This window comes from Bizionia paragorgiae (assembly GCF_900107625.1).
GTDB lineage: Bacteria > Bacteroidota > Bacteroidia > Flavobacteriales > Flavobacteriaceae > Bizionia > Bizionia paragorgiae.
The window spans coordinates 75,383-102,020 of sequence record NZ_FNQK01000002.1; the positions used below are offsets into that span (position 1 = coordinate 75,383).

At 36.3% G+C, this 26,638-nt stretch carries 21 protein-coding genes and 1 tRNA gene; 10 read left to right on the plus strand and 12 right to left on the minus strand.

All coding sequences use genetic code 11. The features are described from left to right. Window positions 1-61: 61 nt before the first annotated feature. From BLV64_RS01550 to rseP, 6 genes are all read right to left on the minus strand, one after another. Window positions 62-1,378 carry a RagB/SusD family nutrient uptake outer membrane protein gene (locus BLV64_RS01550; protein WP_092131518.1) on the minus strand — a complete coding sequence of 439 codons (1,317 nt, stop codon included), beginning with the start codon at window positions 1,376-1,378 and terminating at the stop codon, window positions 62-64. A 12-nt stretch (window positions 1,379-1,390) separates the two neighbouring features. Continuing rightward, entirely contained in the window at window positions 1,391-4,732 is a 3,342-nt protein-coding gene (locus tag BLV64_RS01555; protein ID WP_092131521.1) for a SusC/RagA family TonB-linked outer membrane protein, read from the minus strand. Between the two features lie 20 nt (window positions 4,733-4,752). Further along, window positions 4,753-7,344 (minus strand): zinc-dependent metalloprotease, encoded by a 2,592-nt coding sequence (locus BLV64_RS01560; protein ID WP_092131524.1) that lies wholly within the window; start codon window positions 7,342-7,344, stop codon window positions 4,753-4,755. Window positions 7,345-7,434: 90 nt separating this feature from the next. Then, a complete protein-coding gene (locus tag BLV64_RS01565) occupies window positions 7,435-9,006 on the minus strand; it encodes a histidine kinase (protein ID WP_092131526.1) in 1,572 nt (523 codons plus the stop codon). Window positions 9,007-9,183: 177 nt separating this feature from the next. Next, window positions 9,184-9,257: transfer RNA gene (locus BLV64_RS01570), tRNA-Asn, on the minus strand. 70 nt (window positions 9,258-9,327) lie between these two features. Next, a complete protein-coding gene (gene rseP / locus BLV64_RS01575; RefSeq protein ID WP_092131528.1) occupies window positions 9,328-10,668 on the minus strand; it encodes an RIP metalloprotease RseP in 1,341 nt (446 codons plus the stop codon). Between the two features lie 164 nt (window positions 10,669-10,832). Between rseP and BLV64_RS01580 the strand changes: the two genes are divergently transcribed. The 4 genes from BLV64_RS01580 (at window position 10,833) to BLV64_RS01595 (ending at window position 14,091) form a co-directional block, all read left to right on the plus strand. Further along, the gene (locus BLV64_RS01580; RefSeq protein WP_092131531.1) at window positions 10,833-11,504 is read left to right on the plus strand and encodes an SCO family protein; all 672 of its coding nucleotides are present in this window, start codon (window positions 10,833-10,835) and stop codon (window positions 11,502-11,504) included. A 76-nt stretch (window positions 11,505-11,580) separates the two neighbouring features. After that, entirely contained in the window at window positions 11,581-11,811 is a 231-nt protein-coding gene (locus BLV64_RS01585; protein WP_092131533.1) for a FeoA family protein, read from the plus strand. Beyond that, complete coding sequence (gene feoB, locus BLV64_RS01590) at window positions 11,811-13,910, plus strand: ferrous iron transport protein B (RefSeq protein ID WP_092131535.1); 2,100 nt, start codon at window positions 11,811-11,813, stop codon at window positions 13,908-13,910. The genes BLV64_RS01585 and feoB overlap by 1 nt, the downstream gene beginning before the upstream one ends. Before the next feature lie 49 nt (window positions 13,911-13,959). Further along, window positions 13,960-14,091: a FeoB-associated Cys-rich membrane protein gene (locus BLV64_RS01595; RefSeq protein ID WP_092131538.1), complete on the plus strand. Its 132-nt coding sequence runs from the start codon at window positions 13,960-13,962 to the stop codon at window positions 14,089-14,091. Between the two features lie 61 nt (window positions 14,092-14,152). Here the strand turns inward: BLV64_RS01595 and BLV64_RS01600 are convergent, their stop codons facing one another. Then, the gene (locus BLV64_RS01600; protein WP_092131540.1) at window positions 14,153-14,581 is read right to left on the minus strand and encodes a hypothetical protein; all 429 of its coding nucleotides are present in this window, start codon (window positions 14,579-14,581) and stop codon (window positions 14,153-14,155) included. A gap of 13 nt (window positions 14,582-14,594) precedes the next feature. Beyond that, window positions 14,595-15,248, minus strand: a complete 654-nt coding sequence (locus tag BLV64_RS01605; RefSeq protein WP_092131974.1) for a metal-dependent transcriptional regulator — start codon at window positions 15,246-15,248, stop codon at window positions 14,595-14,597. A 101-nt stretch (window positions 15,249-15,349) separates the two neighbouring features. On the opposite strand from BLV64_RS01605, the gene BLV64_RS01610 reads away from it, so the two are divergent. The 6 genes from BLV64_RS01610 to BLV64_RS01635 all read left to right on the plus strand — a co-directional run bounded on the left by BLV64_RS01610 (window position 15,350) and on the right by BLV64_RS01635 (window position 22,186). Next, on the plus strand, window positions 15,350-17,653 hold the full coding sequence (locus BLV64_RS01610; protein WP_092131542.1) for a TonB-dependent receptor: 2,304 nt from the start codon (window positions 15,350-15,352) through the stop codon (window positions 17,651-17,653). 1 nt (window position 17,654) lies between these two features. Further along, entirely contained in the window at window positions 17,655-18,137 is a 483-nt protein-coding gene (locus tag BLV64_RS01615; protein WP_245705847.1) for a thioredoxin family protein, read from the plus strand. A gap of 69 nt (window positions 18,138-18,206) precedes the next feature. Further along, a complete protein-coding gene (locus BLV64_RS01620) occupies window positions 18,207-19,112 on the plus strand; it encodes a metal ABC transporter solute-binding protein, Zn/Mn family (protein WP_092131545.1) in 906 nt (301 codons plus the stop codon). A 21-nt stretch (window positions 19,113-19,133) separates the two neighbouring features. Then, a complete protein-coding gene (locus BLV64_RS01625) occupies window positions 19,134-19,871 on the plus strand; it encodes a metal ABC transporter ATP-binding protein (RefSeq protein WP_092131547.1) in 738 nt (245 codons plus the stop codon). Window positions 19,872-19,911: 40 nt separating this feature from the next. Then, window positions 19,912-21,033, plus strand: a complete 1,122-nt coding sequence (locus BLV64_RS01630) for a metal ABC transporter permease (protein WP_092131550.1) — start codon at window positions 19,912-19,914, stop codon at window positions 21,031-21,033. Next, the gene (locus BLV64_RS01635) at window positions 21,026-22,186 is read left to right on the plus strand and encodes a metal ABC transporter permease (protein WP_092131553.1); all 1,161 of its coding nucleotides are present in this window, start codon (window positions 21,026-21,028) and stop codon (window positions 22,184-22,186) included. Before BLV64_RS01630 ends, BLV64_RS01635 begins: the two co-directional genes overlap by 8 nt. A 73-nt stretch (window positions 22,187-22,259) precedes the next feature. Here BLV64_RS01635 and BLV64_RS01640 read toward each other — a convergent pair whose 3' ends face one another. The 4 genes from BLV64_RS01640 to BLV64_RS01655 form a co-directional block, all read right to left on the minus strand. Then, window positions 22,260-24,278: an energy transducer TonB gene (locus BLV64_RS01640; protein WP_092131556.1), complete on the minus strand. Its 2,019-nt coding sequence runs from the start codon at window positions 24,276-24,278 to the stop codon at window positions 22,260-22,262. Between the two features lie 12 nt (window positions 24,279-24,290). After that, the gene (locus tag BLV64_RS01645) at window positions 24,291-24,833 is read right to left on the minus strand and encodes an RNA polymerase sigma factor (RefSeq protein ID WP_092131558.1); all 543 of its coding nucleotides are present in this window, start codon (window positions 24,831-24,833) and stop codon (window positions 24,291-24,293) included. Between the two features lie 141 nt (window positions 24,834-24,974). Further along, window positions 24,975-25,757, minus strand: coding sequence for a TerB family tellurite resistance protein (locus BLV64_RS01650; RefSeq protein ID WP_092131561.1), 783 nt, complete (start codon window positions 25,755-25,757; stop codon window positions 24,975-24,977). A 262-nt stretch (window positions 25,758-26,019) separates the two neighbouring features. Further along, window positions 26,020-26,397 carry a hypothetical protein gene (locus tag BLV64_RS01655; RefSeq protein ID WP_092131564.1) on the minus strand — a complete coding sequence of 126 codons (378 nt, stop codon included), beginning with the start codon at window positions 26,395-26,397 and terminating at the stop codon, window positions 26,020-26,022. Between the last annotated feature and the right edge of the window lie 241 nt (window positions 26,398-26,638).

Here is a 26,638-nt window from a genome sequence, read left to right on the forward strand (position 1 = left end):
AACCCGATAAAACTATCGGGTTTAATTAAGTAAATATTACCTGTAGACTAACTCTTAACTTTTATAACTCGGGATTATTTAGGATAGCGTCCTCTGGAAAACGCAATGTATATCTCGGATCATTTTCAATCAGATAAAAATCTTCTCCATTAACCGTATGCGTAATAGCAATTTGATCCGTACGTCTTAAATCGAACCAACGGTGACCTTCCAGTGCCAACTCTCTTCTACGCTCGGTATATAATTCTAATAAAAACTCTGATGCCGTCAGACCATTAATAGTAGTCTCTAAAGTAGCCATATAATCACTTTCATAACGGTTTTGCATAAAGTTTAACAGCGTCGATTTTGCAGCGTCTAAACTCCCTAATTTAGCTTCCGCCTCTGCCTTTAACAATAGGAGTTCAGACACTCTAAACGAGCATTTAAACTCTTGCTCTCCTCCTTTTGCTGCTATATACTCACCATCGTCTTCTGTAAAATAGAGACCAAATCGTAAATCGTTTACTTGATCGTAAATACCTAATAGATCCGAAGAAATTGTAGCGCTATTTTTTAAATTAGATGAAAACACATCTTCCAAAGCTAAAATAGACTCTACAGAAGTGTAGAGGTTAGGAAATGTAAGGGTTTCATTTAAATTCACTACCGAATTATTAAGCCCTAATGCACCGTTAATAGCTTGCAAGGCAGCCTCACTGTTATTCATATAAGTAAACACACGCGCTTGGAGCGCCAAAACTGCTGTTTTAGTAAAACGGTAATTTAGACCACTTTCGTAATGTGATACATTTAAAAGTGATTGTGCCATTTCTAAATCTGCTATCACCTGACTATAGACTTCCTCTACCGAGACAGGAACAAAAGCCTGTTCTAAATCTATTTCTAAAGCTAAAGGCACGCCGCGATCACCACTTGAAGTCGCTGCATTATAAGGCTTACCATAAAGGTTTACCAAATCGAAATGCGCGTAAGCACGTAATGCATAAGCTTCACCAAGCAACTGGTTTTTTTCTTGAGAATCCGCAATTTTTGCCGCTCCATCTTCTATAACATGATTCGCATAAAAAATAGAATTATACATTTGAATATATGGATACCTACCCGTTTGTGGGTCTGGATTAGCATCTTCCCAGGTATAAATATCTTTATAAACAGGAAAATCAAAACTATTTTCATCTAAAATCAACTCGTCTGCTCTATAGGTCACTCGAGATTTTTGTTTAGGAAAAACATCATAGCCTTTAGTTAATACGGCTCTAAACTCTTCAAGAGTTTCCGGAATAACCTTTCCTTCCGGTTGAATGTCTAAATAATCATCACAACCTACCATAAACAAGGTAAGTATAGCTACTATATATCTGTGTGTGTATTTCATAATTTCTTGTTTTTAAAAAGTAACATTTAAACCTAAGGCAACAGACTTAGTAATTGGTTGAGCATAGATATTCCCATAAGTTTCGGGATCAAAATAACCGTCGTAATCCGTTCCAAACACGAATAAATTTCTTCCTTCGATACTTAGACGGAAACTATTAATATTCAACTTTGAGGTAACAGCTTCCGGAAAGCTATACCCTAAACGCATACTATTAATTCTCACATAACTCATTTCTTTCACCCAAATATCTAGTAGCGGCATTGTTTCTATAGGGTTAACACCACTAAACCATTTGTAAGCCATCCAAGAGTCTCCAGTCCCAGAATTTTGCCCCACGATTCCTGGCATGTTACTAGAGCTATTTGACGGAGACCATGCATTTAGAATAGACGTCGAATAATTTTGACCACGGTCCATTTCGGTACCATTATATGGCGGACGTTCTACTACCGTTTGCTTAATGTTAAAATTAGCCGCAATTGTAAAATCAATATTCTTGTATTTAAATGTATTGATTACACCTCCACTAAATTTAGGATCTCTATCGCCAACGTAGCTAAATAAATCCCTAAACTCTTCATTTGATAACTCTGACTCTACCAATTGACCAGGAAAAAAGGTTTCCCAAGGATCTTTTAGTTTGAAAAATTCTACTGCGGAAACCACCTCATCGCCACGCTGAAATAACGGGTATCCATTGTCATCAATTCCCGCTGTTTTTAATGCAAAAACAGCATTTACAGGCAAGCCTTCTCTTGACGGTAAAAAGCTATTTTCTCGCACTTGAATATTATCGACAGTACTTTTATTATGAGACATATTAATAGTAGTTGTCCATGAAAAAGACTCTGTCTGAATATTTCTAGTCGATAGGCTAATTTCATATCCTTTATTGGTTACCTCAGCCCAGTTAAGATTTGTAAATTCAAATCCGTTTTCTAAAGGCACGGAACGCAGACCTATTAAATCCGTACTATTTCTATGGTACACATCGGCAGCAAGATTAATTCTACCATTAAACAAGCCTAAATCCATCCCCACGTTTGTATTGGTTGTTTTTTCCCATCGCAATTTCGAATTAGGTGGCGATGTGACAACAACAACTTCTTCTGAGGTTCCCGGTAAAATACTTGTCGTATCATACTCTCCTACAACAAAAGGAGAGGTGTTTCTATCAATATTACCTTGTAACCCATAAGAGGCTCTTAATCGCAAATTAGAAATCACCTGACTTTCGCTTAAAAACTCTTCTTCACTAGCTAACCACGATCCTGAAACGGACCATAAAGGCAAGTATTTATATTTAGGGTCGACACCAAATAAGTTAGACCCATCATATCTTACACTACCAAAAAAGGTGTATTTACGATCGTAAGTATACGAACCTGTAGCATAAAAAGAAGCGTATGCATTTTCCGCAGACATTTTATTATACATTTCATAGGTACTCTCATTAGCCGTACTTTCATTAGGAAAAATTACTGGCGTTGTAGTTAAGGTATTACTATTATATCCAAATCCGCGACTCATAATACTCGTAAACTTCGAGCGTCTCAACTCTGCTCCGAGTAAACCTTCTATTTCGTGTTTATCGCCTAATCGGGTCGTGTAAGTTAGCAAGGATTTCCAGTTGTATTGAAAGAAATCGTCATTCCAATTTTGGATAATTCCCCCTTCCGGAAGGAAGTAATAATAGTCCCCAATACTAGAATCGTAGCGTCTACTTTTTTCTCGTTCTTTTCTAGAGAAATACGTCTCTTGAGCAGCGTATTTTTCCGTGCTTGTTTGATCAAACTGCAACCCTAATTGAGTAGAAAAAGTAAGATCGTTTGTTATCTCATACGCCCCATCAAAAATAGCTTTTATAGCCTGATTTTTCAGGTCGTAAGATGTGTTTTGACGTTCTTCTAAAAAGTTAAACGGCACATATCTCCCATCGGTACCCTCAATATCCTGGTCGTAATTAAAAGATCCGTCGGCCTGATAAGGATTAAAATAAGGATTTACATTTCTACTGTAATTAGCAGGATTTGTAAAGGCATCTGTTCCTGTTAAATACGATTCTTTTTTAGATTGCGAAAGAAAGATAGAAGCCCCAACTTTAATACGATCATTAATTTCAAAATTATTTTTTAATGTGATATTATAACGCTCTAATCCGGTACCAATAGTAGTTCCTTCTTCATCATAATACCCTAATGAGAAGTAATAATCTGAGGTATCTGTTCCACCAGAAAGTCCTAAACTGTATTGCTTATTTGCACTCGACTGGTATAATAAATCACCCCAATCTACAGTACTATTTCTTAACGCGTTTATAGCTAATTGCGTTTCGGTACTTAATGAAGAGAAGCCGTTCATTTGATACGCAGCTAATTCCCCTGACGATTCTAAAATACGAGCTATTTCTCCTTTTCCTGTTCTAAAGTCTAAATCTGTACGCGATGCCAAGCCCAATTCAAAATCCACTTTCTGCTGTGCATTCATCAGGTTTAATTTATCAAAATTTGGCTGTGATGAAAAGAAAGTATTCGCCGAAAAACTCACTCTCATACGTCCGCTTTTACCTTTTTTGGTAGTCACTACAATAACTCCATTTGCAGCTCTAGCCCCATAAATAGCGGTAGCGGCAGCATCTTTTAATATGGTAATATCTTTAATATCGTCTGGATTTAGTCCGGCGATAGCATAGTTTCGTAACTGATCGATATTATCTTTATCACTAAAGTCTGGCACATCATTACCTTCTAATGGTAAACCATCTACAACCCACAACGGATCTTGAGGTCCTGACAAAGAAGCCGTACCTCTAATTCTAATTTTTGTTGGCGTTCCTGGCGCCCCAGTTTCTGTAGTCGCTACCACACCAGCAAGTTGACCTTGTAGCATTTGATCTACACTAGCCACACCTATTTGACCGATATCCTCCATATCAACTTTAGAGACAGATGAAGTTAGCTTTCTTTTTTCTACCTTTTGGTATCCTGTTAAAATCACTTCATTTAAACTTGCTACATCTTCCTTTAAAGCTATAGCATACGTTGTTGCTCTTGTTATGTTAATGGTTTTGGTTTCATAACCTAAGTATGAGACTACAATCTGTGTTACATCAACAGGTATCTTTAAAGTAAACTCTCCATCAAACCCCGTAACTACACCAATAGATATATTTTCTAAAACGCCATCAACACCAGTTTCACTAGGCACCATATTTTTAGCGACATAAACTGAAGCTCCAGGTAGTGGGAAACCATCCTCGGCACCTGTTACTTCACCAGAAATTGTTCTCATATCCTGAGACCAGCCTGTAGTAAAAGCTAGTAAGAATACTACATATAGGAATTTATTCATAATAGTAATTTGCGTTAAAGTTAATATTTAAGTGTGTTTTTAATTCGATTAATCAAATCATTGTAATGGGCCTTGGTGTTTTTATCGCCTTTATTTTTTTTCTTCTCTAAAAGATCCAACACATTTTGCAGCTCCTGACGTTTGTAAGTCGCGACTTCCGAAACCCGCCTTAACGACCTATAATTAATATTTCTAGCTTGTTTCTCTTCATTTATAGCCACCATGCAAAAATTGGTTTCGGCAATACGGTCTAAACCTACCAGTGTATTCGTGGTTGTTTTTTCCATCATCTTTTGCAAATCGATAAGTAAAACATCGACATAGTTTTTCTGAGTCATACGCTCTAAAATTGTTAGGGACTTACTGCGTATAGTTTTATTAAAGATATGCTCACGTAAATCTGAAAATAGATTTTGAACCGTATAACGAGGCTCTTCTTGAGGGTTAAACAATTCAGCTTCCACCAAACGCAATAAGCGTTCATCACCTAATAGTTCGTAAAGCACACTATACTGCACTTCTCGAGATAAGGTATACGGCGTGTACTCAAATGGCCCTAATGGTGAATCTTTTATAGCATAAGTCCGCTTTAATACAGGGTTAAAAAGCAACCATTCAGGAATAGTGAATACGTTTTTATTTAAGTAAGAAATCGCTTCTTTTTGTAGCTCGTAAGGCACCGGAGCATAACTTTCTTTACCGTCACCATGATTCGTGATATTTAAATACACACCACCAACATTATTCATAACATGTGTATTATACATTTGCCACTGACCAATAACCCCCATATACAACTTACCGGTGTTATAATAATCTTCCCCCTCTTTGTACGTCCATTTTTCTAAGTTGTCCGATACGCGCTTCAGATTCATTAATCCGTAGGTACCTGCCAACATAGCATTATCTCCTAAATCTTCAGATTGAGATCTCGGATCTATAGTGTTTTTATAGGGCTGTTGCTCTCCATAAAAGTACAGAGGATCGTTGTTATGACTATCGACTAGAGCTTTTAATGCTAGCTCTTCTTGATCTCTATTTTTAAACCATTGATATCCCCATTGAATGGCATATTTATCATACACTCCTATTTTAGGAGTAATAGTCGTGACATTATCTTCGGGTTGTGCAACATAGTTGTAACGCGCATAATCCATTATAGAAGGTGATGTCCCTCCCATTTTATCTGTGAATGTCTTAGAACGTAGAGAGTCTACTGGAAAACTATAAGACGACCCCATGTTATGCTTTAATCCGAAGGTATGACCGACCTCATGGGAAGACACAAATCTAATCGCTTCCCCCATATGGTTATCATCAAAAACATTAGCTCTAGACTTCTCATCTATAGGACCTGTTTGAATGCGCATCCAACTTTGTAAGGACGTCATTACGTTATGCCACCATATAATATCAGCTTCAATAATTTCACCACTTCTAGGATCGACTACCGAAGGCCCCATAGCATTCGATTTTGGTGATGCAGCATAGGTAATTACCGAGTATCTAACATCGTCTACATCAAAATCTTTATCATTCGCATCTGGTTCTTTTGCAGTAATAGCGTTTTTAAACCCAGCTTGTTCGAACGCAACCTGCCAGTCTTTTACACCTGCTATAATATAGCTTCTCCATTGTTTTGGCGTTGCCGGATCGATATAATAAACGATAGGGTCTTTTGGCTCTACCAATTCCCCGTTTAAATAACGCTCTACATCTTCGGGCTTAGGTTCCATACGCCATCTGGTAATAAGTTCCTGCTCTTTCATCGCTTGCTGTTGGTCGTTAAAAAACCAATGCTTTTCGGTAAAAAAACCAACTCTCTTATCTAAATATCGCGGTTGCATTGGGACTTTTGGCAGTAACACAATATTACTTGTAACACCCAATGTTATATACATATTAGGTCCGCCCTCACTAACTGTAGTAGTAAGCTGAGATTTAACGACAATGTTTTCGGGAAACGTCTTAATCGCTTCTATATACGACAAATCGCTCTTTACGCTTCCGCCTAAACCGATATTATTAAGCACATCATTAAAGCTTTTTTCCTTTCCATTAAACACCTTATTAACTTTTATAAGCGGAGCGTGTGTTTTTGGATTATAGCTTTCAATGTCAAATTTCTCAATTATAGATTCCCCAAAATTATCTTTAACAGACAATGTTATAGCATCTCCTTCCGGTGATGAAACCATAGGTTTATGGGTTTTTACCCAAATGATTTTTGCCAAACTGTCTAAGTGAAAAGTAATTAACTTATTCTCATAATTCATCCCTTTATTTAATCCGGACTCGTTTAAAGCAAGAGGAACCTGAGAAATTTTATTAACTAATAAAAATTCGCGTTGAAAAAGGCTGTCTGCTATCTCAAAATAATAATCATTTTCAGATTTTATAAGCGAAAAAACACCTTTAGAAATCGTGCCTTTCTCTAGTAATTTATCGTAGTCTTTATAGTCTTTAGACACACTATCTTTAGACGTCTCTTTGGCAGATTCATCATCCTTACCACTATCACCTTTTTTTTGAGCAGAAGCATTTAGAGCGCTTCCAAAAAAAATAACAAACAATCCTATTTTTAAAATAGAACCAACCTGATTTATTAACATAATGAGAATTTAATTTTGCTAAAAATCTAGATTTTAGCATTTACTCACAACAAAACAGGAGTGAATGGATGCTATTACAGAGTGAATGGATTATACAACAACTATAAAGGGCAAAAAGCAGAAGTATTCGCCATCTTTTTGATAGTTTTCAAAATTATCGACATTATAAAAGGCATAGGTGTGTTTTAAATAATCTATACCAAAATAGTGACTCTCAGGCGCTGTTGTAATAGGCTGATAACTGTTTTTTACCTCTATACCCTTTTCTGTTAAGCTTACCGTAATACTTAACGGCTTACTTTTGGTTGCTGTATTGTGCTTAATGGCATTTTCAACCAAGGTCTGCAGCGCCAAAAACGGAATGTATTGGTTCTTTACTTTTTCCTTATCCCCAATAATAGAAACAAGTAAACTGCCATTAAAACGAGTGTCTTGCAGGTAAATATATTCGTTTAATAAGGCCAATTCTTTTTCAACTATAGTTATATTGTTTTTAGGAGGCGTAATAAAATAGCGATATAGCTTAGACAGTTTTAAAGCAAAAACCTTAGACTTCTCCTGATTGACATCGATGAGCATATATAAAGAATTAAGGGCATTGAATAAAAAATGGGGATTAATTTGCTCCTTTAACTGTTGCAATTGCAGAAAAGAACTTTCTTTTTCTGAAATCTCATTCTGAAGTATAAGACTGTTTTTCTCTTTTAACAAGCGTTCTTTTTCAATAAATTGCTTTTTCATACGCTGATTAAAAAAGTAAACCACAAAAATTAATAGCACTGTAGAAATGCCATAAATAATAAAAGTGTACTCTCTAATCCTAGTCACATTCTCTTCACTTATACTTTTCGGCGTACTCACAGAGATGTACCACGGTGCATTTTTTAGTGTTAAAGGTTTTAAATACCGAATAACATCCAACTGTAAATATTCGGATTGTACCACAGTAGCCTTTTCTGAAAATTTTGAAATACCAATTGTATCTTTTGGGGTAATGGATTTAAATGAAAACACATTTTCGCCTAATAGTGTTTCATCTGGATGAAGAATACAAAGTCCGTCTTTATTAAAAACGTAAGCATAGTTTACTGATTTAGAATCTACATTGGCAAAGTATTTTTGAAGGTTAGACAACGTAATACCGTATCCTAAAGCTAGGGTTTTGTTATCTGGTGTACCTAGAATTAATTTATTACGCCATACATGACCGATTGCCGATGGCGAAATTTCGCTTTGTTTTTTAAGGACTGTAAAAAAACGAGGCGTAGTTTTCTCCGGCATTGTGTCATTTTTGAAATGGATTCCAGCTTGTGCGATTTCAGAAGAGGAAACAAGATGAGGGTACTCCCAAGTTATAAGTCCCTTGTAGGCTTCTGGAAGGAACGAAATATACCTTTCGAAATCTTTTTGAAGTTCGTTTATCGATCCGGCACGCTCTGAAATAGTTTCAATTTGATCTAAAAAGCTTTCTAACTGTTTTAGCTCCGAATTAATACCATCGTATTTCTCTCTAAAATTACGCTTTGCAATATCTTCACTAACCACATTTATTTCGTCTGTAATCAAATAACTCAACGCGAAGGTACTTAACACAGTTACGACCACCATTACGAGCACTAAAGTCGTAAACTTGATTTTATAGAAGAAAGACATAACACTCATAACACTTTTTTAATAGGGCACTATAAACAACAGCGCAATAAAACGCGATGATAGCAACAACTACTTGCGTTTGCGAATAGCATAGATTACAATAGATTGAGAGCACACTTCCACAAAGAAACCCTTGAATTTAATCCATAAAAAAAGCCACTATTTCTAGTGGCTTCTCTAAACTTGCTCCTCCTCTTAGGCTCGAACTAAGGACCCTCTGATTAACAGTCAGATGCTCTAACCAACTGAGCTAAGGAGGAGTGTTTTTCGCTGTTGCGAGTGCAAATATAATACGTTTTTTAACTTCTGCAAAACTTTTTTAAAAAAATTTTAATTAAAAATTGCTTTAAAGACATCATTACCGTTCGCAAACAGCACCAATGCTATTAAAATAAAGAATCCAACCGTCTGTGCATACTCCATAAATTTATCACTTGGCTTCTTCCCAGAGATCATTTCATACAGTAAAAACATAACATGTCCACCATCCAAAGCAGGAATTGGCAACAGGTTAAGAACACCTAGCATAATCGATAAGAATGCGGTAATACTCCAAAAGGCTTCCCAGCTCCACGTATTAGGAAACACATCAAAAATAGCTTTAAAACCACCAACACCTTTATAGGCACCAGTACTCGGACTAAATATTAATTTTAACTGACCAAAATATCCTGTAATTTGATTGCTAAATTTCTCATAACCTACACCAAAGCTTTCCCCTAAAGTATATTCCTTTCTTACAATATCGAAATACCCTAGATCTGATGATTTTTTATAAGACGTTGCTGCTACAATACCAAATTGTGCATTCTCATTAACTTCTAATGTTTTGGTAATGGTATCTGTATCTCGTAAAATTTCAACGGTAACCTGCGTATTTTTATACTGTTCTAATTTCGATTTTACTTGATCAAAATAACGCACGTGCTCTCCATTAATAGATAAAAGCACATCTTTAGGCTTTAAGCCTGCTTTACTGTTGTGTGAAGAGTCTGGAACCATACCGACTATAAAAGGCTCTCTCAATTCAAAAAGACGTCTGTCTTTACTAGAAGACAACTGACCTAAAAAGTCTTCTGGTAAGACAATGGTTTGCTCTACGCCATCACGTTTAATAGTTACTGTTTCTGCACCTATTATATTTGTTCTGATATCAGAGTCATTAATTACCTGAGCATCACCAACCTTAACGATAGCATCTCCTGTTTTAAACCCTAAATCGGTTAATAAAGGGTTGTCGATTAAATACCCATCCTTTATACTTTCTACAGAAATATCGGTATCGCCATATGCGAAAGACGCAAAAATGTAGATGATTAGTGCCAGTACAAAGTTTACAAAAACACCCCCAAGCATAATAATTAATCGTTGCCAAGCTGGCTTTGAACGAAACTCCCATGGTTGTGGTGGCTTTTCCATTTGTTCTTTGTCCATACTCTCGTCTATCATACCAGAGATTTTAACATAACCTCCTAATGGTAACCAACCAATACCGTAAACAGTATCCCCTATTTTTTTCTTGAAAAGAGAAAATTTTACATCAAAAAACAGATAGAATTTTTCAACTCTAGTCTTAAATAATTTTGCTGGGATAAAATGTCCTAATTCGTGGAGTACGATTAGAAGCGAAAGACTTAGTAAAAACTGACTTATTTTTATTACAAATTCCATGTATTCTTATATATTCATTTTTATAACGCCCAAAAGTAAGTATTTAGACTTAGTTTAAAAAGCGATTATTACTTTGCTTTAAACTAAAGCAATTTATAAGCCAAAAAATATGAGGAGTACCTTTTTCATCGTATTTTTGTACTTCACCTACAGAATATTTTAAAATGTTAGATTTTTTTAAAGGCTATAAAAATTTCGCTATCGGTTTCGGAATTTTATGTGCCGTTATTATCGGTATTATTTATTCCGTATTAAATGTCGAAAAACCCCTTCCTATTTATCAGCCGAGTCAAGTAGATACCACCCTTGTTGATAGTACCATTCAATACGTTAGGAAATACCATAAGATTGCCGATTTCAGCCTAACAAACCAAAACGGTAAAACCATCACTCAAGAGGATTATAAAGATAAAATTTACGTTGCCGATTTCTTCTTCACTACCTGTCAGACGATTTGTCCGATTATGACAGACCACATGCGTGAGATTCAAAAGGAAATTAGTAACGACGACGAGGTGATGTTATTATCGCATACAGTAACTCCTGAAATTGATGACGTCGCACAGTTAAAAAAATACGCCATTAGCAAAGGGGTTAATGATAACAAATGGAACCTCGTTACAGGAGATAAAAAACACATCTATGAATTGGCTAGAAAAAGCTATTTGGCCGTTCAAACTGTTGGCGATGGTGATGAATACGACATGATCCACACAGAGAATTTTATGCTAATCGATAAAAAACGTCAAATTCGCGGTTTTTATGACGGTACCGATCCGGAAGCTATCGCTAATCTTATAGAGGACATTAAAAAACTTAAAAGAGAATATAAATAACACTTTTTAAGCTACATTTTTTTGTAACACTATTTTTTCACTTACTTTTGATTCTTTAAAATCAATCTAAATAAGCTTGCAATTAACACTAGCACATCTTAAGCGCGGAGAAAAAGCCATTATAACTGATGTTTCATCGGTACACATTCCGTTAAAATTATTAGAAATGGGCTGTCTTCCTGGTAATGATGTCATGCTAGTACAGCTTGCTCCTTTTGCAGACCCCATGTATTTAAATATAAATGGTAGTTATGTAGCCATTCGGAAAGAAACTGCAATGCACATATTAATTGAAAAAATAGAGTAATGAGTAAGCAGATTAATGTTGCTTTAATAGGAAACCCTAACACTGGTAAAACCTCCGTATTTAATGCTTTAACAGGATTAAACCAAAAAGTCGGTAATTACCCTGGTATTACGGTAGAAAAAAAAGAAGGCATTTGCAAGTTGCCTCGCGGTGTTAAAGCTCATATTATAGACCTTCCGGGAACCTATAGTTTAAACGCTTCGTCTTTAGATGAAAATGTGGTCATCGAACTGCTTTTAAATAAAAACGATAAAGATTTCCCCGATGTTGCTGTTGTTGTTAGTGATGTTGAAAATCTAAAACGCAATTTACTACTGTTTACACAGATAAAAGATTTAGAAATCCCTACACTGTTGGTTATAAATATGGCCGACAGGATGAAATACAAAGGTATTTCGTTAGATATCGATTATTTAGAAGAGCAACTAAATACTAAAATCGCTTTAATTAGCACTCGTAAAAAAGAAGGTATTGAGAATTTAAAGCAATTAATTACTAATTATAAAGACTTATCTACAGATCCTTGTTTAAACGCTTCGGAAATAGACATCGATTATTTTAATAAATTACGACAAGCTTTTCCCAATCAATTACTCTACAAGTTGTGGTTGGTTATAACTCAAGATGTTAATTTCGGGAAAACAAACCGTCAAGAAATTGATGCTATTAACAGTTTTAAAACCAAATCTGATAGCGATCTTAAACGCCTGCAGCAAAAAGAAACAATTAAACGTTACCAGTTTATAAATAACGCCTTAAAAAAGGGACAAACAATTGATGTTTTGCAAGCCAAAGATTTGCGTTCGCGATTCGACCGTATATTAACGCATAAGGTTTGGGGTTACGCCATTTTTCTGTGTATTCTTTTACTTATTTTTCAAGCCATTTACGATTGGTCGAGTGTGCCAATGGATTTTATAGACAGCTCGTTTGCCGCTTTAAGCGAATGGGTAAAAGACGCGATGCCCGAAGGCGCATTCACCGATTTACTAGCCGAAGGTATTATCCCTGGACTAGGTGGTATTGTCATATTTATTCCACAAATTGCATTTCTATTTCTTTTTATTGCCATCCTTGAAGAAAGTGGTTATATGAGCCGTGTGGTCTTTTTAATGGATAGAATAATGCGCCGATTTGGCCTTAGTGGTAAAAGTGTTGTTCCGTTAATTTCGGGTACTGCCTGTGCTATCCCCGCTATTATGGCGACACGGAATATTGAAAGTTGGAAGGAACGATTAATAACTATTTTAGTCACACCGTTTACCACCTGCTCTGCACGCTTACCGGTGTATCTTATTATCATATCGTTAGTTATTCCTGAAGATCGCTTTTTTGGCTTAAGCTATCAAGCATTAACCTTAATGTTATTATACCTTTTAGGCTTTGGGGCAGCTATTGTTTCGGCATATATATTAGATAAAATTCTAAAAATAAAAAGCAAAACTTATTTTGTAGTCGAAATGCCTAACTACAAATTACCACTGTTTAAAAACGTAGCTTTAACGGTTATCGAAAAAACAAAATCTTTCGTTTTTGGAGCTGGAAAAATCATCTTAGCGATTTCAATTGTCTTATGGTTTTTAGCCTCTTATGGCCCTGGAGAAAACTTTAATAACGCCGAAGAAATCGTTAGTAAAGCCTATGCCTCTCAAAATTTAACGGCCGACGAATTAGATCATAAAATTGGATCACATAAATTAGAACATTCTTTTATTGGTATTACTGGTCGCGCTATAGAGCCAGCGATAAGACCCTTGGGATACGATTGGAAAATAGGGATTGCCTTAATAAGTTCTTTTGCTGCTCGCGAAGTGTTTGTTGGTACTCTAGCTACTATTTATAGTGTAGGTAACGATGATGAGGACACCATTAAAAACAGAATGGCAGGAGAAGTAAACCCGATTCTTGGAGGCCCTTTATTTAATTTTGCCTCTGGGATATCATTATTATTGTTTTATGCCTTTGCAATGCAGTGTATGGGGACTTTAGCCATCGTAAAACGTGAAACCAACAGTTGGAAATGGCCTATATTACAATTGGTAACCATGACCGGATTTGCGTATGTAGTCGCATTAATTGCCTTTCAAATTTTGAAATGATATGGCCTGCAATACGACTAATTAATTAACGTGTAAACAGCATCGTATTATGAACACACTTATTCAAAACATTCTCGCTTTTACTGTATTAGCATGTGCTCTAGCCTTTCTAATTAGAAAATTTTTCTGGAAAAAGAAAACAAAAAAAGCCTGTGGAACAAACGACTGTGGATGCCATTAACATTCAATACGCCTTAACGCGTATACAGTTGTAGAAAAATGTGTTTCACTTCCCTAAATATCTATAGTTTTATAACGTCAAAATGTAATTTATAAGCCGACGGCTCTATTGCAACTCCATGTTCCGGATAGGGCGATACGGTTAGCGCTTTAATAGTAAAGGCATCATTTTTAAAAATAATAGAGGTTTCATCCCCTGTAGGTTGTCTTTTAAAACCTATAGTTATCAGTTTCTCTTCGGCTTCACGGTCCCCGTGTTTCACCTTAACCAAAAGCTCAACTTCTCCCGCCCAAATACAATTTACACCTTTGGGACAGCGCGAATCGGACACAAGCTTAAGAAAAGTGAACTCAACATCATTAACGAATGCCGTTTTATGAATGGGTAATTTCGTAATTATTTTTGGCGCTTTCACAGAGGTATTACTAGAGTCCTGAGCAAAACTACCTATAGAAAATAAAAGTGCGACAATTAAATATAGTGGTTTCATAAGCGGTATGTTTTTAAACCTCTTTTAAAAATAAATTCTTAGCAACATTTTGTGACACCACCATTTCAGCAGCATTCAACTTAATTTTTACCGAATTATCAAAAGGTTCTTTATATAACACTTCAATAATAGTGCCTAACCCAATGTTATTACTGTCTAGATACTTTAAAAATTTAGACGAGGTATCCTTTACCCCTACACAGGTATAGACTTTTCCAACTTCAGATTGAGCCAATGCGACTTTATCAATATTTTTAAAATTTCCATGTCTGTCCGGGATAGGATCACCATGAGGATCATACATCGGGAATTCTAAAAAGGCTTCTAACTCATTTATCAATTTTTCGGATCGGATATGCTCTAAATGCTCGGCAACTTCATGAACCTCATCCCAGGTAAAATTTAGTTTCTCCACTAAAAACACCTCCCACAAGCGATGTTTTCTCACAATATTTACTGCTACATCTTTACCTTTTTCGGTTAAAATTACACCTTGGTACTTTTTATAGTTGAGATAGCCTTTCTCAGATAATTTCTTAACCATATCCGTCACCGAAGATGCTTTCGTATCTAACGCTTCAGCAATAGCATTGGTATTTACCATCTCCTTACCATATTTACCTAAGTGATAAATAGCTTTAATGTAGTTTTCTTCTGTAAGTGTAATCATATATCAGGTCTGTATTACAAATATACACATATATAAATCTTTATTTAATTTTAGACTAGTCTAAATAATATTTTACCTTTACACAAAATAATTTTACCATGAAACTAATTTTTTACTTACTACTAGTATGTACTTCATTTACATTAGGTGCGCAAGACCGCTATTCTATTACCGGTAGTATTTCTTCTAACGCGCGTCCCTTAGAGTATGCGAACGTATTTTTAGAAGACAGCAATAAAGGGAGTACCACAAACCACAAAGGTGAGTTTAGTTTACACGGAATACTCCCTGGCACCTATACCTTAACAGCATCCTTTTTAGGCTATAAGACGGAGAAAAAACAAATTAAAATCACTGATAAATCTATTGACATCAGCTTTGATTTATTAGAAGATAATGAATTGGACGAAGTGGTTGTAACAGGAACGCGTACCCCAAAACGCAAAACCAACTCCCCAGTCATTGTAAATTTAATTAATAGTAAAACGCTTGAGCAAGTTACAGCAACCGATTTGTCTCAAGGGCTTCGTTTCCAACCGGGCTTGCGCGTTGAAACCGATTGCCAAACATGTAATTACACCCAAATTAGAATGAATGGACTACAAGGTGGCTATTCGCAAATTTTAATCAACGGGCGTCCAATATTTAGTCCGTTAACAGGTCTTTACGGCTTAGAGCAAATCCCCGTGAATATGATTGAGCGCATAGAGGTAGTCCGCGGCGGGGTTTCTGCGTTATACGGCTCGAGTGCTATTGGCGGCACCATTAACATTATCACCAAAATACCCAAATCTAATAACTACAGTGTAAACTACAACTACGAAAGTATAAACGCTAAAGCCACCCAAAATGTTATTACTGGGAATGCTACCGTTGTAAATGATGATTTTAATGCAGGAGTAAACTTTTTTGTAAGCCATAGAAATCGCACAGCCTATGATGCTAACGGAGATAATTTTTCTGAATTACCAGAGTTAAAGGGGAATTCTTTTGGTATGAATGGTTTTTATTTACCTACAGCAAATTCAAAATTGGAACTAAGTCTGAGCAGCCTTTACGAATACCGTTATGGCGGAGAAATAGTAGACCAACCTGCGTTTTTGGCCCAACAATCAGAAGAACGCGACCACCACATTTTAATGGCTAGTTTAGACTATCAAATTAATTTTAACAATGACAAAAGCGCTTTAATAGTCTATTATGGCGGACAAAAAACCGACCGTGATCATTACACGGGGATTATTCCTGATGAAGCGAATGATAAGCAAGCCTTTTTTGCCAACCCACCCTATGGAATTTCAGAGGTATTAACACATCAAGGAGGCACACAGTACAATCATCGGTTCAACGAATTTCTAGGAGGGAGTACTGTGTTAACAGGAGGTCTTGAATTTGTTTATGATGGTGTTTACGACGAGATTGCAACTTATAATTATTTAATAGACCAAACCACTAGAAACACAGGGCTATTTTTACAAAATGATTGGAATGTTACCAAAAACCTAAATGTTTTATCTGGCTTCAGACTTGACAAGCACAATCTAGTAGACCACACTGTATTTAGTCCGCGAGTCTCTCTACTTTACAAATTACAAGAAACGACGCAATTTCGTATCGGCTGGGGAACAGGGTTTCGTGCACCACAAGCCTTTGATACGGATTTACATATTGCTTTCGCCGGCGGAGGAATTTCAAGAATTAGTTTAGACAAAAACTTAACCGAAGAACGTTCAAATAGTTATACCGCTTCAGTAAATTATGACAAAGCAACCACTCACTTTATCGCCGGATTTACCCTTGAAGGCTTTTACACACGTCTCCACGACGCCTTCTATCTAGCTCCAATTGGGACGGATACCTTTGGCGACCGTTTTGAAAAAAGGAATGGTAGCGGTGCAACCGTAAAAGGTATCACTTTAGAAGGACGTGCGAATATGGATTATCTTTTTGAAATCGAGGCGGGGTTTACAGTACAATCTAGCGCCTTTAGCGATGCTGTAGAAACTATTGAAGGTTTAGAAGCTAAGAAAGAGTTTTTAAGAACTCCTAACCATTATGGCTACGCGACTTTTTCTTACACCCCAACTAAAACGTTTAACACGAGTGCCAATTTAGTGTACACAGGCCCCATGGATATCGCACATTTTGCCGGGGAATCTACAGGTCAGGAGTCAAACACCTATTTTAAAACACCTGCTTTCATCGAGCTGAGTTTACGCTCTAGCTACACCTTTAACCTAAATAAAATAAACACGAGTTTAGAACTCTTTGGCGGTATAAAAAACATCACTAATAGTTATCAAAACGATTTTGATTTTGGAAAAAACCGAGACAGTAATTATATCTATGGTCCCGGAGCACCACGATCTGTTTTTGCTGGATTAAAAATTAAATCACTGTAGCATGAAATATACAAGACCATTTACGATGTGTATTTCACTATTAGCATTTACAAATTTTGCGTTTTCACAACAGGAAGAGGCCGTTAATTGGTTGAGTTTTGAGCAGCTTAACGCAGCACTTCTAGAAGAACCTAAAAAAGTATTTATCGCCTTTTATGCCGACTGGTGCAGTCCTTGTTTATTAATGCAAAAGGAAGTATTTACTAATAAAGCGGTAATTCAAGAACTTAATAAAAATTATTATGCGGTTAAAATGAATGTGGAAACCACAGACTCTATTTATTTTGGCAATCGCCTATTTATAAACGAACGTACTAATCGTAGAAATCCCATTCATCAAATCCCTTTATTAATGGCACAGCAAAAGAATAAACCATTCTCTGTACCCGCAATGGTTTTTTTAGATGAAAACTTTAAAGCCAGAGCACGCTATTTTCAGTATTTAAATACGAGACAGTTTTTAAAAGTAATATCCAACCTGTAATGTAAACACGCTAAGACGTATAGAAATATCTTTCAATATTTAGTACCTTCGCAATAATAATTTAGACGAATGAAAAAAAATATAATTATACTCTCCATTATCATGGTCTTTGGTTGCACCAACAAACCGGATAACGGAAAATTGAATATTGTTACCACCACCACCATGATTACCGACCTAGTGCAAAACATAGGCGGTGACCATATTAATGTTGAAGGTTTAATGGGAAGTGGTGTCGACCCGCATTTGTATAAAGCCAGTGAAGGGGATGTCAACAAACTAGTTCATGCCGATATAATTTTTTATAACGGATTGCATTTAGAGGGGAAACTAGTAGAGGTTTTCGAGAAAATGGAAAGCGCCCATAAAACACCAATAGCTCTTTCTGATGCGCTTGATAAAAGCACGCTTATAGGCTCGGATTATTTTGCTTCAAATTATGATCCTCACGTTTGGTTTAATATCGCTTATTTCAAATTATTTGCTCAAAAAGTGACTAGCATCCTATCAGAAAAAGATCCGAAAAATGCCGAGAGTTACAAAGCTAACGAAACAAAATACCTAGAGCAATTAGACCAATTAGAAACTAAAATTAAAACTACCATTGCTACCTTGCCTAGAGAAAAACGCATTTTAGTTACGGCACATGATGCTTTTAATTACTTTGGAAAAAATTACGATTTTGATGTTGTGGGGCTTCAAGGGCTGTCTACAGCTACCGAGGCTGGTGTTCAAGATGTTCAAAAACTATCGGCATTTATAATTGAAAAAGAAGTTAAAGCTGTTTTTATTGAAAGTTCGGTACCCAAGCGAACCATTGAAGCTTTACAAGCAGCCGTAAATTCTAAAGGGCACGCCATTACAATTGGAGGCACCCTATATTCTGATGCATTAGGAAACAAGGGCAGCATGGAAGGCACTTATATAGGTATGTTTGAATACAATGTAAACACCATAGTCAACGCTTTAAAATAACCCGTAAAACGCACTTTAATAATGGCACAAAATATTGCAGTAAAAGTCGACGATTTAACGGTTGCGTATAACTACAAACCGGTATTATGGGATATCGATTTAGAAATTCCGGAAGGTGTTTTAATGGCCATAGTGGGACCAAACGGCGCTGGAAAATCGACACTTATAAAAGCGATTCTTGGAATCTTACCTCCCATTGCCGGCAGTGTTACTATTTACGGTAAGCCCTATAAAAAACAACGCGCATTAGTCGCTTATGTACCACAAAAAGGAAGTGTAGACTGGGACTTCCCTACCACCGCTTTAGATGTGGTGATGATGGGTACTTACGGTAGCTTAGGTTGGATAAAGCGTCCGCGACAAAAAGAGAAAAAAGCCGCTTTAGAAGCCTTAGAAAAAGTAGGCATGCTTGCCTTTAAAAACCGACAAATAAGTCAGCTTTCTGGCGGACAACAGCAGCGCATTTTTTTAGCCCGCGCTTTGGTACAAAATGCTTCCATTTATTTTATGGATGAACCTTTTCAAGGCGTAGATGCCACCACAGAGATTGCTATTATTAACATTTTAAAAGAGTTGCGAAAAGCAGGAAAAACCGTAATTGTAGTACATCACGATTTACAAACGGTTCCGGAGTATTTTGATTGGGTTACTTTTTTAAACGTAAAGAAAATAGCTACCGGCCCCGTAAAAGATATTTTTAATGATGATAACCTAACAAAAACCTACGGAATTAACTACAAAGTTAGTATTCAAGAATAAGCTATTTTAAACGGCATTTAATAACAACTAGTAAAGCACGATGAATTTAAACGAGTACTTTTCTTTAGTGTTTTCAGATTACACACTAAGAACCATAACTTTAGGAACCGCTATTTTAGGCGCTGTTTGTGGTATGCTCGGAAGTTTTGCAGTCCTTAGAAAACAAAGCCTTTTAGGCGATGCCATATCTCATGCCGCATTACCAGGAATTGCCATTGCCTTCTTAATTACGGGTGCTAAAGACAGTAACACCTTATTAATTGGCGCTTTGGTTAGCGGACTCATAGGCACTTTTTGGATTAAAGGGATTACTACAAAAACACATTTAAAATCGGATACCGCCTTAGGTCTTATCTTATCCCTGTTTTTTGGTTTCGGTATGTTATTACTTACTTTTATTCAAAAGCAACCCAACGCCAATCAGGCAGGTCTAGATAAGTATTTGTTTGGTCAAGCTGCAACATTAGTGGAAAGCGATGTTTGGCTAATGGCTATAGTAACTGGCCTGTGTTTAGTTGTGATCTTACTGTTTTGGAAAGAGTTTAAAATGCTTCTCTTTGACCCCGACTACACGAAAACCCTAGGTTTTAACACCCGAATAATCGATATTTTAATCACTTCCTTTATTGTGTTAGCCATAGTTTTAGGCTTACAAACCGTAGGGGTTGTTTTAATGAGCGCTATGCTTTTAGCACCGGCTGCTGCTGCAAGGCAATGGACGAACAGCTTAGGGACTATGGTTATTTTAGCTGCTTTTTTTAGTGCGTTCTCAGGCGTTTTTGGCACCGCAATTAGTGCGAGTCAGAATAACTTATCTACAGGACCAGTTATCGTGCTCGTCGCTTCAGTTTTTGTACTATTTTCCTTTATTTTTTCTCCAAGTCGCGGGTTACTTTTTAGACACATCAGATTTATAAAAAACAGACGCGATTTAGAACAGCACAAAACCCTAGCTTTTATGTATCATATTGCTAAAACTCACGATACGATTTCTCACCCTCACACCATTAAAATACTGAACAACTTTCAAGGTTTTACCCGAGGAACACTTCAAAAGTTAGTCAAAAAAAATTATGTAGAACTCGATGGAAACATGTGGAGCTTAACTGAAGAGGGATTCAAAACCGCTTCTAACTTATACAATCAACAAAACAATGAATAGCGCACAGATAGAAATACAACTTATCGCTAGCTTGGTAGCTATCGCCTGTGCTATTCCAGGAACATTTTTGGTACTTAGAAAAATGGCAATGATTAGCGACGCGATTAGTCACGCCATACTACCGGGACTAGTTATAGGATTTTTTATTACTCAAGATCTTAACTCACCCTTACTCATTTTACTTGCTGCGCTTAGCGGATTAATTACAGTTGTTTTGGTGGAGCAGATTCAACAAACGGGCTTGGTCAAGGAAGACACGGCAATAGGCTTAGTATTTCCCGCACTGTTTAGTATTGGAGTGATATTAATTGCAAAAAATGCCAACGATGTTCATTTGGATGTCGATGCCGTTTTACTCGGTGAATTGGCTTTTGCACCTTTCGACCGACTTATTATTTCTGGAACCGATGTGGGGCCAAAATCCCTATGGGTAATTGGAAGCATACTAACGGTGACCTTGGGATTGCTATTCGCATTTTTCAAAGAGCTAAAAGTAAGCACTTTTGATGCGGGATTATCGGCATCACTAGGCTTTTCTCCAGTGATTATTCATTACGGATTGATGTCGGTGGCCTCGATAACCACGGTAGGAGCATTCGATGCCGTAGGTGCTATATTGGTCGTTGCTTTAATGATTGCACCGGCAGCAACAGCATACCTGCTTACCACCGATTTAAAAAAGATGTTACTATTAGCTGTCTTTTTTGGTGTGCTTAGTGCCATTTCAGGCTATTGGATGGCTCATATTCTCGACGCCTCTATTGCAGGCTCCATTACGACAATGTTAGGATTTATATTCTTAATGGCTTACCTATTTGCTCCTAGCAAAGGTGTTATTGCTGTAATTTACAGAGAAAAACAACAACGCACAGAAGTCTCTTTAATCACCTTTTTATTGCACTTAAAAAACCATTCTGAAAAGAGTGAGCGCCACGTAAACCATTTATGCGAACATATTAATTGGCAAAAAGTTCGTGCCAAAACCGTATTAGATTTAGCCCAGCAAAACAATATGATAATCATCGATAATAACATTGTTTCTTTAACCGATAAAGGAGATGCCTTTACCACCCAGGCTATCGATTATATTATAACCAACGAGGATGCTCAAATTGAAGATATGAAGGATGATTTCTTTTTGTTTAGAGGTTAGCGAATTCACGTTCACCACCTATTATTTTTTTATTCAACACCTTAAAACGAAAATCACCATTTAATTTTTTACTTTAATGGAAGTCCGCATCTAACGCTTTCAAAGCCTCTTTTAACTCGTGCATACTAAACTCGACAAACTCTAAATTCACATTCGGATTAGCACGTGTTTTGGTTTCCTTTATCGCCAGGTAAAGCTTATCCTTAGTCTTTTTAATTGCAATTAATATAATAGCCTCATCTTCTGGAACCTGTCCAAAATCAAATATTTCTCCTTGCTTTTTCCCTGATAAAATAGAACTCATACTTTTAAAAACCATTTTCATTTGCGTCCCTTCAGCATCATTTAATTTAAATTTAAATTTCACCCGAGGTTTTTTAGAGCTAACAAATTTATCACTGTTTAACCAGCCCAAGGTTGACGTTGCAAAGGCATAACGCTCTATATCGCGATGGCTGACTTCTGAAAGCGCCCCTTTAACAACTGCCATGGAATCTATACGGGCTTCTAGGGTTGCGACAAATTTACTATCACTTTTAACCACCACGCTACTGTCTGCAGGCACCGTTTTACCCGGAAAAACAATTTCAAGAGGCAAATAGAGATGCGTACTTACTAGTTTTCCGCGTTGTTTTCCAGGAATAAATTTAGGCAGTGCTTCTAAGACTCGAATGGCCTCTAAGCCCAATACTCTATTGGAAGCCCTTACCGATAGTTCTCCAATACGCCCTTGACTATCAATTTTAAAAAAACATCTCATCTTTTGTTTCCCTGTTAGCCCTAGACCGTCGGCAACAGAAAGATTATACTCCCTTTGAAACTGCGCTTCGATAGCTCTAATTGTACAATCGCGACTCTCCTTTATAGGTTGATTTTCACATCCAGAAAAACGAGGTGGCTCATCCATAACTCTAAAGTCTACAACTACATGTTCTTCTATTATTTCCATTTGAGAGTTCACAATAGTTCTATTTACGGAATCCCCTTCTGTATTTTGTAGATTCCAGTTTATTCCGGTAGTATGCATCGTTCCGGAAAACAACTGCATGTTTTTCTTCCCCGATTTATTAAACACCACTTCCATAGTTTTTCCCGGCTTTAAAGTAAGTTGCTCCCCCTTTTTGTTAGCATCAATATATAGCATACCTCCCGTTTCTAAAAGCTCCCCATTAGAGGTTGTCGACAAATTAGCCAAAAGCATATCCGACAGTTTATAAAACTCTGTCACTTCTAAGCTCACCACTCCCCGTGCTAATCGGCCGGTTTTCGCCCCTATAAACGATTTTGCTGGGATGTTTAAAGAGGTTCCTTCTTTAAGGGTAATTGAAAAGTCCTTTTCGGTATTGAATTCTATAGTTTCCGGCAGTTTTTTAACGACCTTATAGAACGCTTTTAAACCATTTTCACTAGAATGCTTTTGGACATTATTAGCCTCTACATCATTTTTAACGGTTAGGCTATCTTTATTCTCAACTCGATTTCGAGCCGTAGTAACCGTTGGATACGACTCTATCTCTATTGAATTATTTAAAATCGGCTCATGTATAATGATGGAGTCATTTCTAGGCTCCACTTGTTTATAAGCAGGATATTTCTGTTTAAATTCTCTTAATGTTAGTTTAGCAGAATAGGTTATAACAAGCCGTTCCTCATAATAAGGCACCTTAAAAAGCTTGGTTTTTTCTTGATTGCGAATGGCCGTATCTTTTTTAACCACCACAGTATATTTTTTTAGAACAGAATCGCGAGTCGAAAGGTGTTCCTTTTCTAAAGATTGCATCTTACTATTATCAGGTATCTGTGTTGGGATGGCGGTTTTATATACAACATAAAACAAGGCTAACACACTGAGTAAAAGTCCAAGTGAAACACCAAAATACCTCAACCATTTTCTGAGTAAATAACTTTTTTTTGCTGAATTAATTTCAGTTTTTAGACCTACTCTTTTTATGCCTTCTAATAGTATTAGTTGCTCTTGATACTGTTGGTAGAATTCAGGATCGCGTTTTAGTTTGTTTTCAAAAGCTAAGCGCTCAGATTCTGACAATGAGTTATTAATATAGGCGTCTATTAGATCTGTATGATTTTCCATAAGAGTTATAAATTAAGATTGAACGGTATTAAAAGTAGTTCTGTAAATGTCTTTTGCTTTTTTTAAGCACTTATACTTCTGGTTTTTTGCGATTTTTTCACTTTTAAATTGCATCACCTCGGCAATGTCTTTAAACGACATTTTTTGAAGGTAAAACCGTTGTAGTAAGTCTTGACACCGTTCTCCTAATTTCCGAAAAGCGTTTTCCGCAAAAAGGTATTTCTGTTCTTCTAAAACACTATGAAACACAGACACTTGATCTGTATTAAAATCATGAAGCTCTTGTTTTGAAAATTGTTTCTGACTGTCCTTCCACACAAATCTAGAGACTGAATAGAGGTACGTATAAAATGAAGATGTTAATTTAAAATCTGATTTTTCAAGATTTCGATTGAGAATAATTAGAGATTCCTGAAACACATCGCTAGCATCGGCCTTGGTCCCACCTTTGGATAGGATTAATTTTTCAATCCGAGGATAGAGTTTATACAACTCTTTAAACGCTTTGCTACGCTGACCATTTTTAAAAAGCTGAACTATTTTTTGATCGCTCATAAAAGTATTTTACTTATTAATGGTCATTTTATGAAAAGGTCTCCCACTAAATTTAAAATAATTAATTTTAATGGCCCAAACAGGATTTAAAATAAGGTCTTTATAATAGGTAAGAGCTTACTTTATAAGACATAAAAACAGTTACATTCCGCGTTCTTTTTGAATGTATTCGTATGCTTTTTGCACCTCTTTAAATTTAGTTTCAGCACCTTTTTTATGCTCCTCTCCCAAATGCTCCACCTTATCCGGATGGTATTTTTTCACCATTTTTCTATAGGCGCGTTTTACCTCATCATTGGAAGCCGCTTTGGTAATTTCCAGAATTTTATAGGCATTATCGCTACTGTTATAAAACATGGCTTTAATACTATTATAATCTCTAGAATTAATATTTAAATACCCAGCAATACTTGCAATTTGACGCTCTTCCTCGTCCACAACCATGCCATCGGACTTGGCGATATTAAATAAAAAGTGTAATAACTGTAAACGCGATGGGTGATCCATCATACGTTGGATTTGCAAAGAAACTTGTCTGGTGTTTATAGTTTGTTTATTAATTTCCTTAAACAATCTAAACGCTTTATTAGCACGCTCTTTTCCATACATACTTACAAATTGTGAACGCACATACTCTAGTTCCTTAGGATCGGTTACGCCATCGGCTTTAATCACTACTGAAGCTAAAATAAGCAAGCTCACTTCAAAATCCCCCGAGTGCGTTTGCGGACGCTGTTGTTGGTTATATCCTCCCGTTCCGTATCTTGTTCTTCGTCCTGTAGACTCTCCTTCATTTAAAAACGATCCTAATTTTCCTGAAGAAAACGCATCACCAGCACTCCCTAATGCCAAGCCTATTATAGCTCCAATTGGGCCTCCTAAAGCCCAGCCTATGGTTGCACCTATCCACTTAAATCCACTCATTTTTTAATCTTAAAAGTTGAACGCCAAATATAGTAATTATAGTCAACCTCGGTAAGACTTCGCTTGTTTTATCTCGTTTAAGAGCTTCGAAATTAAAAGATAAACTAGTAATCATTCTATGTTTTAATACTGGTAAGGTACTTTTTAGTTTTTTGGGGTTACCTCAACTCTTCTTGAAGCCGTGGTTACGTTATGAAGCACCTTAGCCCATTGGGCATACATGTATACTCCCGATGGTTCCTATTGGTTTTCCTGCCATAATTTAATTGTTTAAAAGGGATACATCAAGTACTTCTATAGAACCTGTCGATTTTGAATTAAATGAACCTCTCGTAGTGATATGCCCTCCAAGATCTGTAGTATAATAACTAGGTCTAGACCCAATTAATGTTTTTATTAAGATTTTACATTTTTTTTCATCTTTGATATAAAAAAAAGATAAATCATGAATTAAATTATCTCCATGTCGCAAATCGCAAAATTTTATAAATTCATTTAAATCTGAATCTAAAGAATAAGGGGCTTTTCTGAATTTAATTATTTTATATGGCACTAATAAACCTTTGGTAGGATGAGAAAAATCTAAATTTATTCCATCTATTTTTTTCCCTGGTTCGATTAGCCAAAATGTAATACCCATTTCTTTATATCTAATGCTTGAAGATAATTGATCTAAAGTTAAAACAGGTTCCTTATCGAGTTCTCCAAAAATTTCTATTATTTTATCATAAGAATCCTATAAAAAAAGATTTTCCATTGTATTTAAACTCACAGCGGTCTATTTCAAAACGGTATTCTTATTTAGCAAATGTAGCCGTCTTGTTCTTTTATAGTGCCTGTAGTGCTTATATTTGATGAAAAATCACATGACATACAGATAT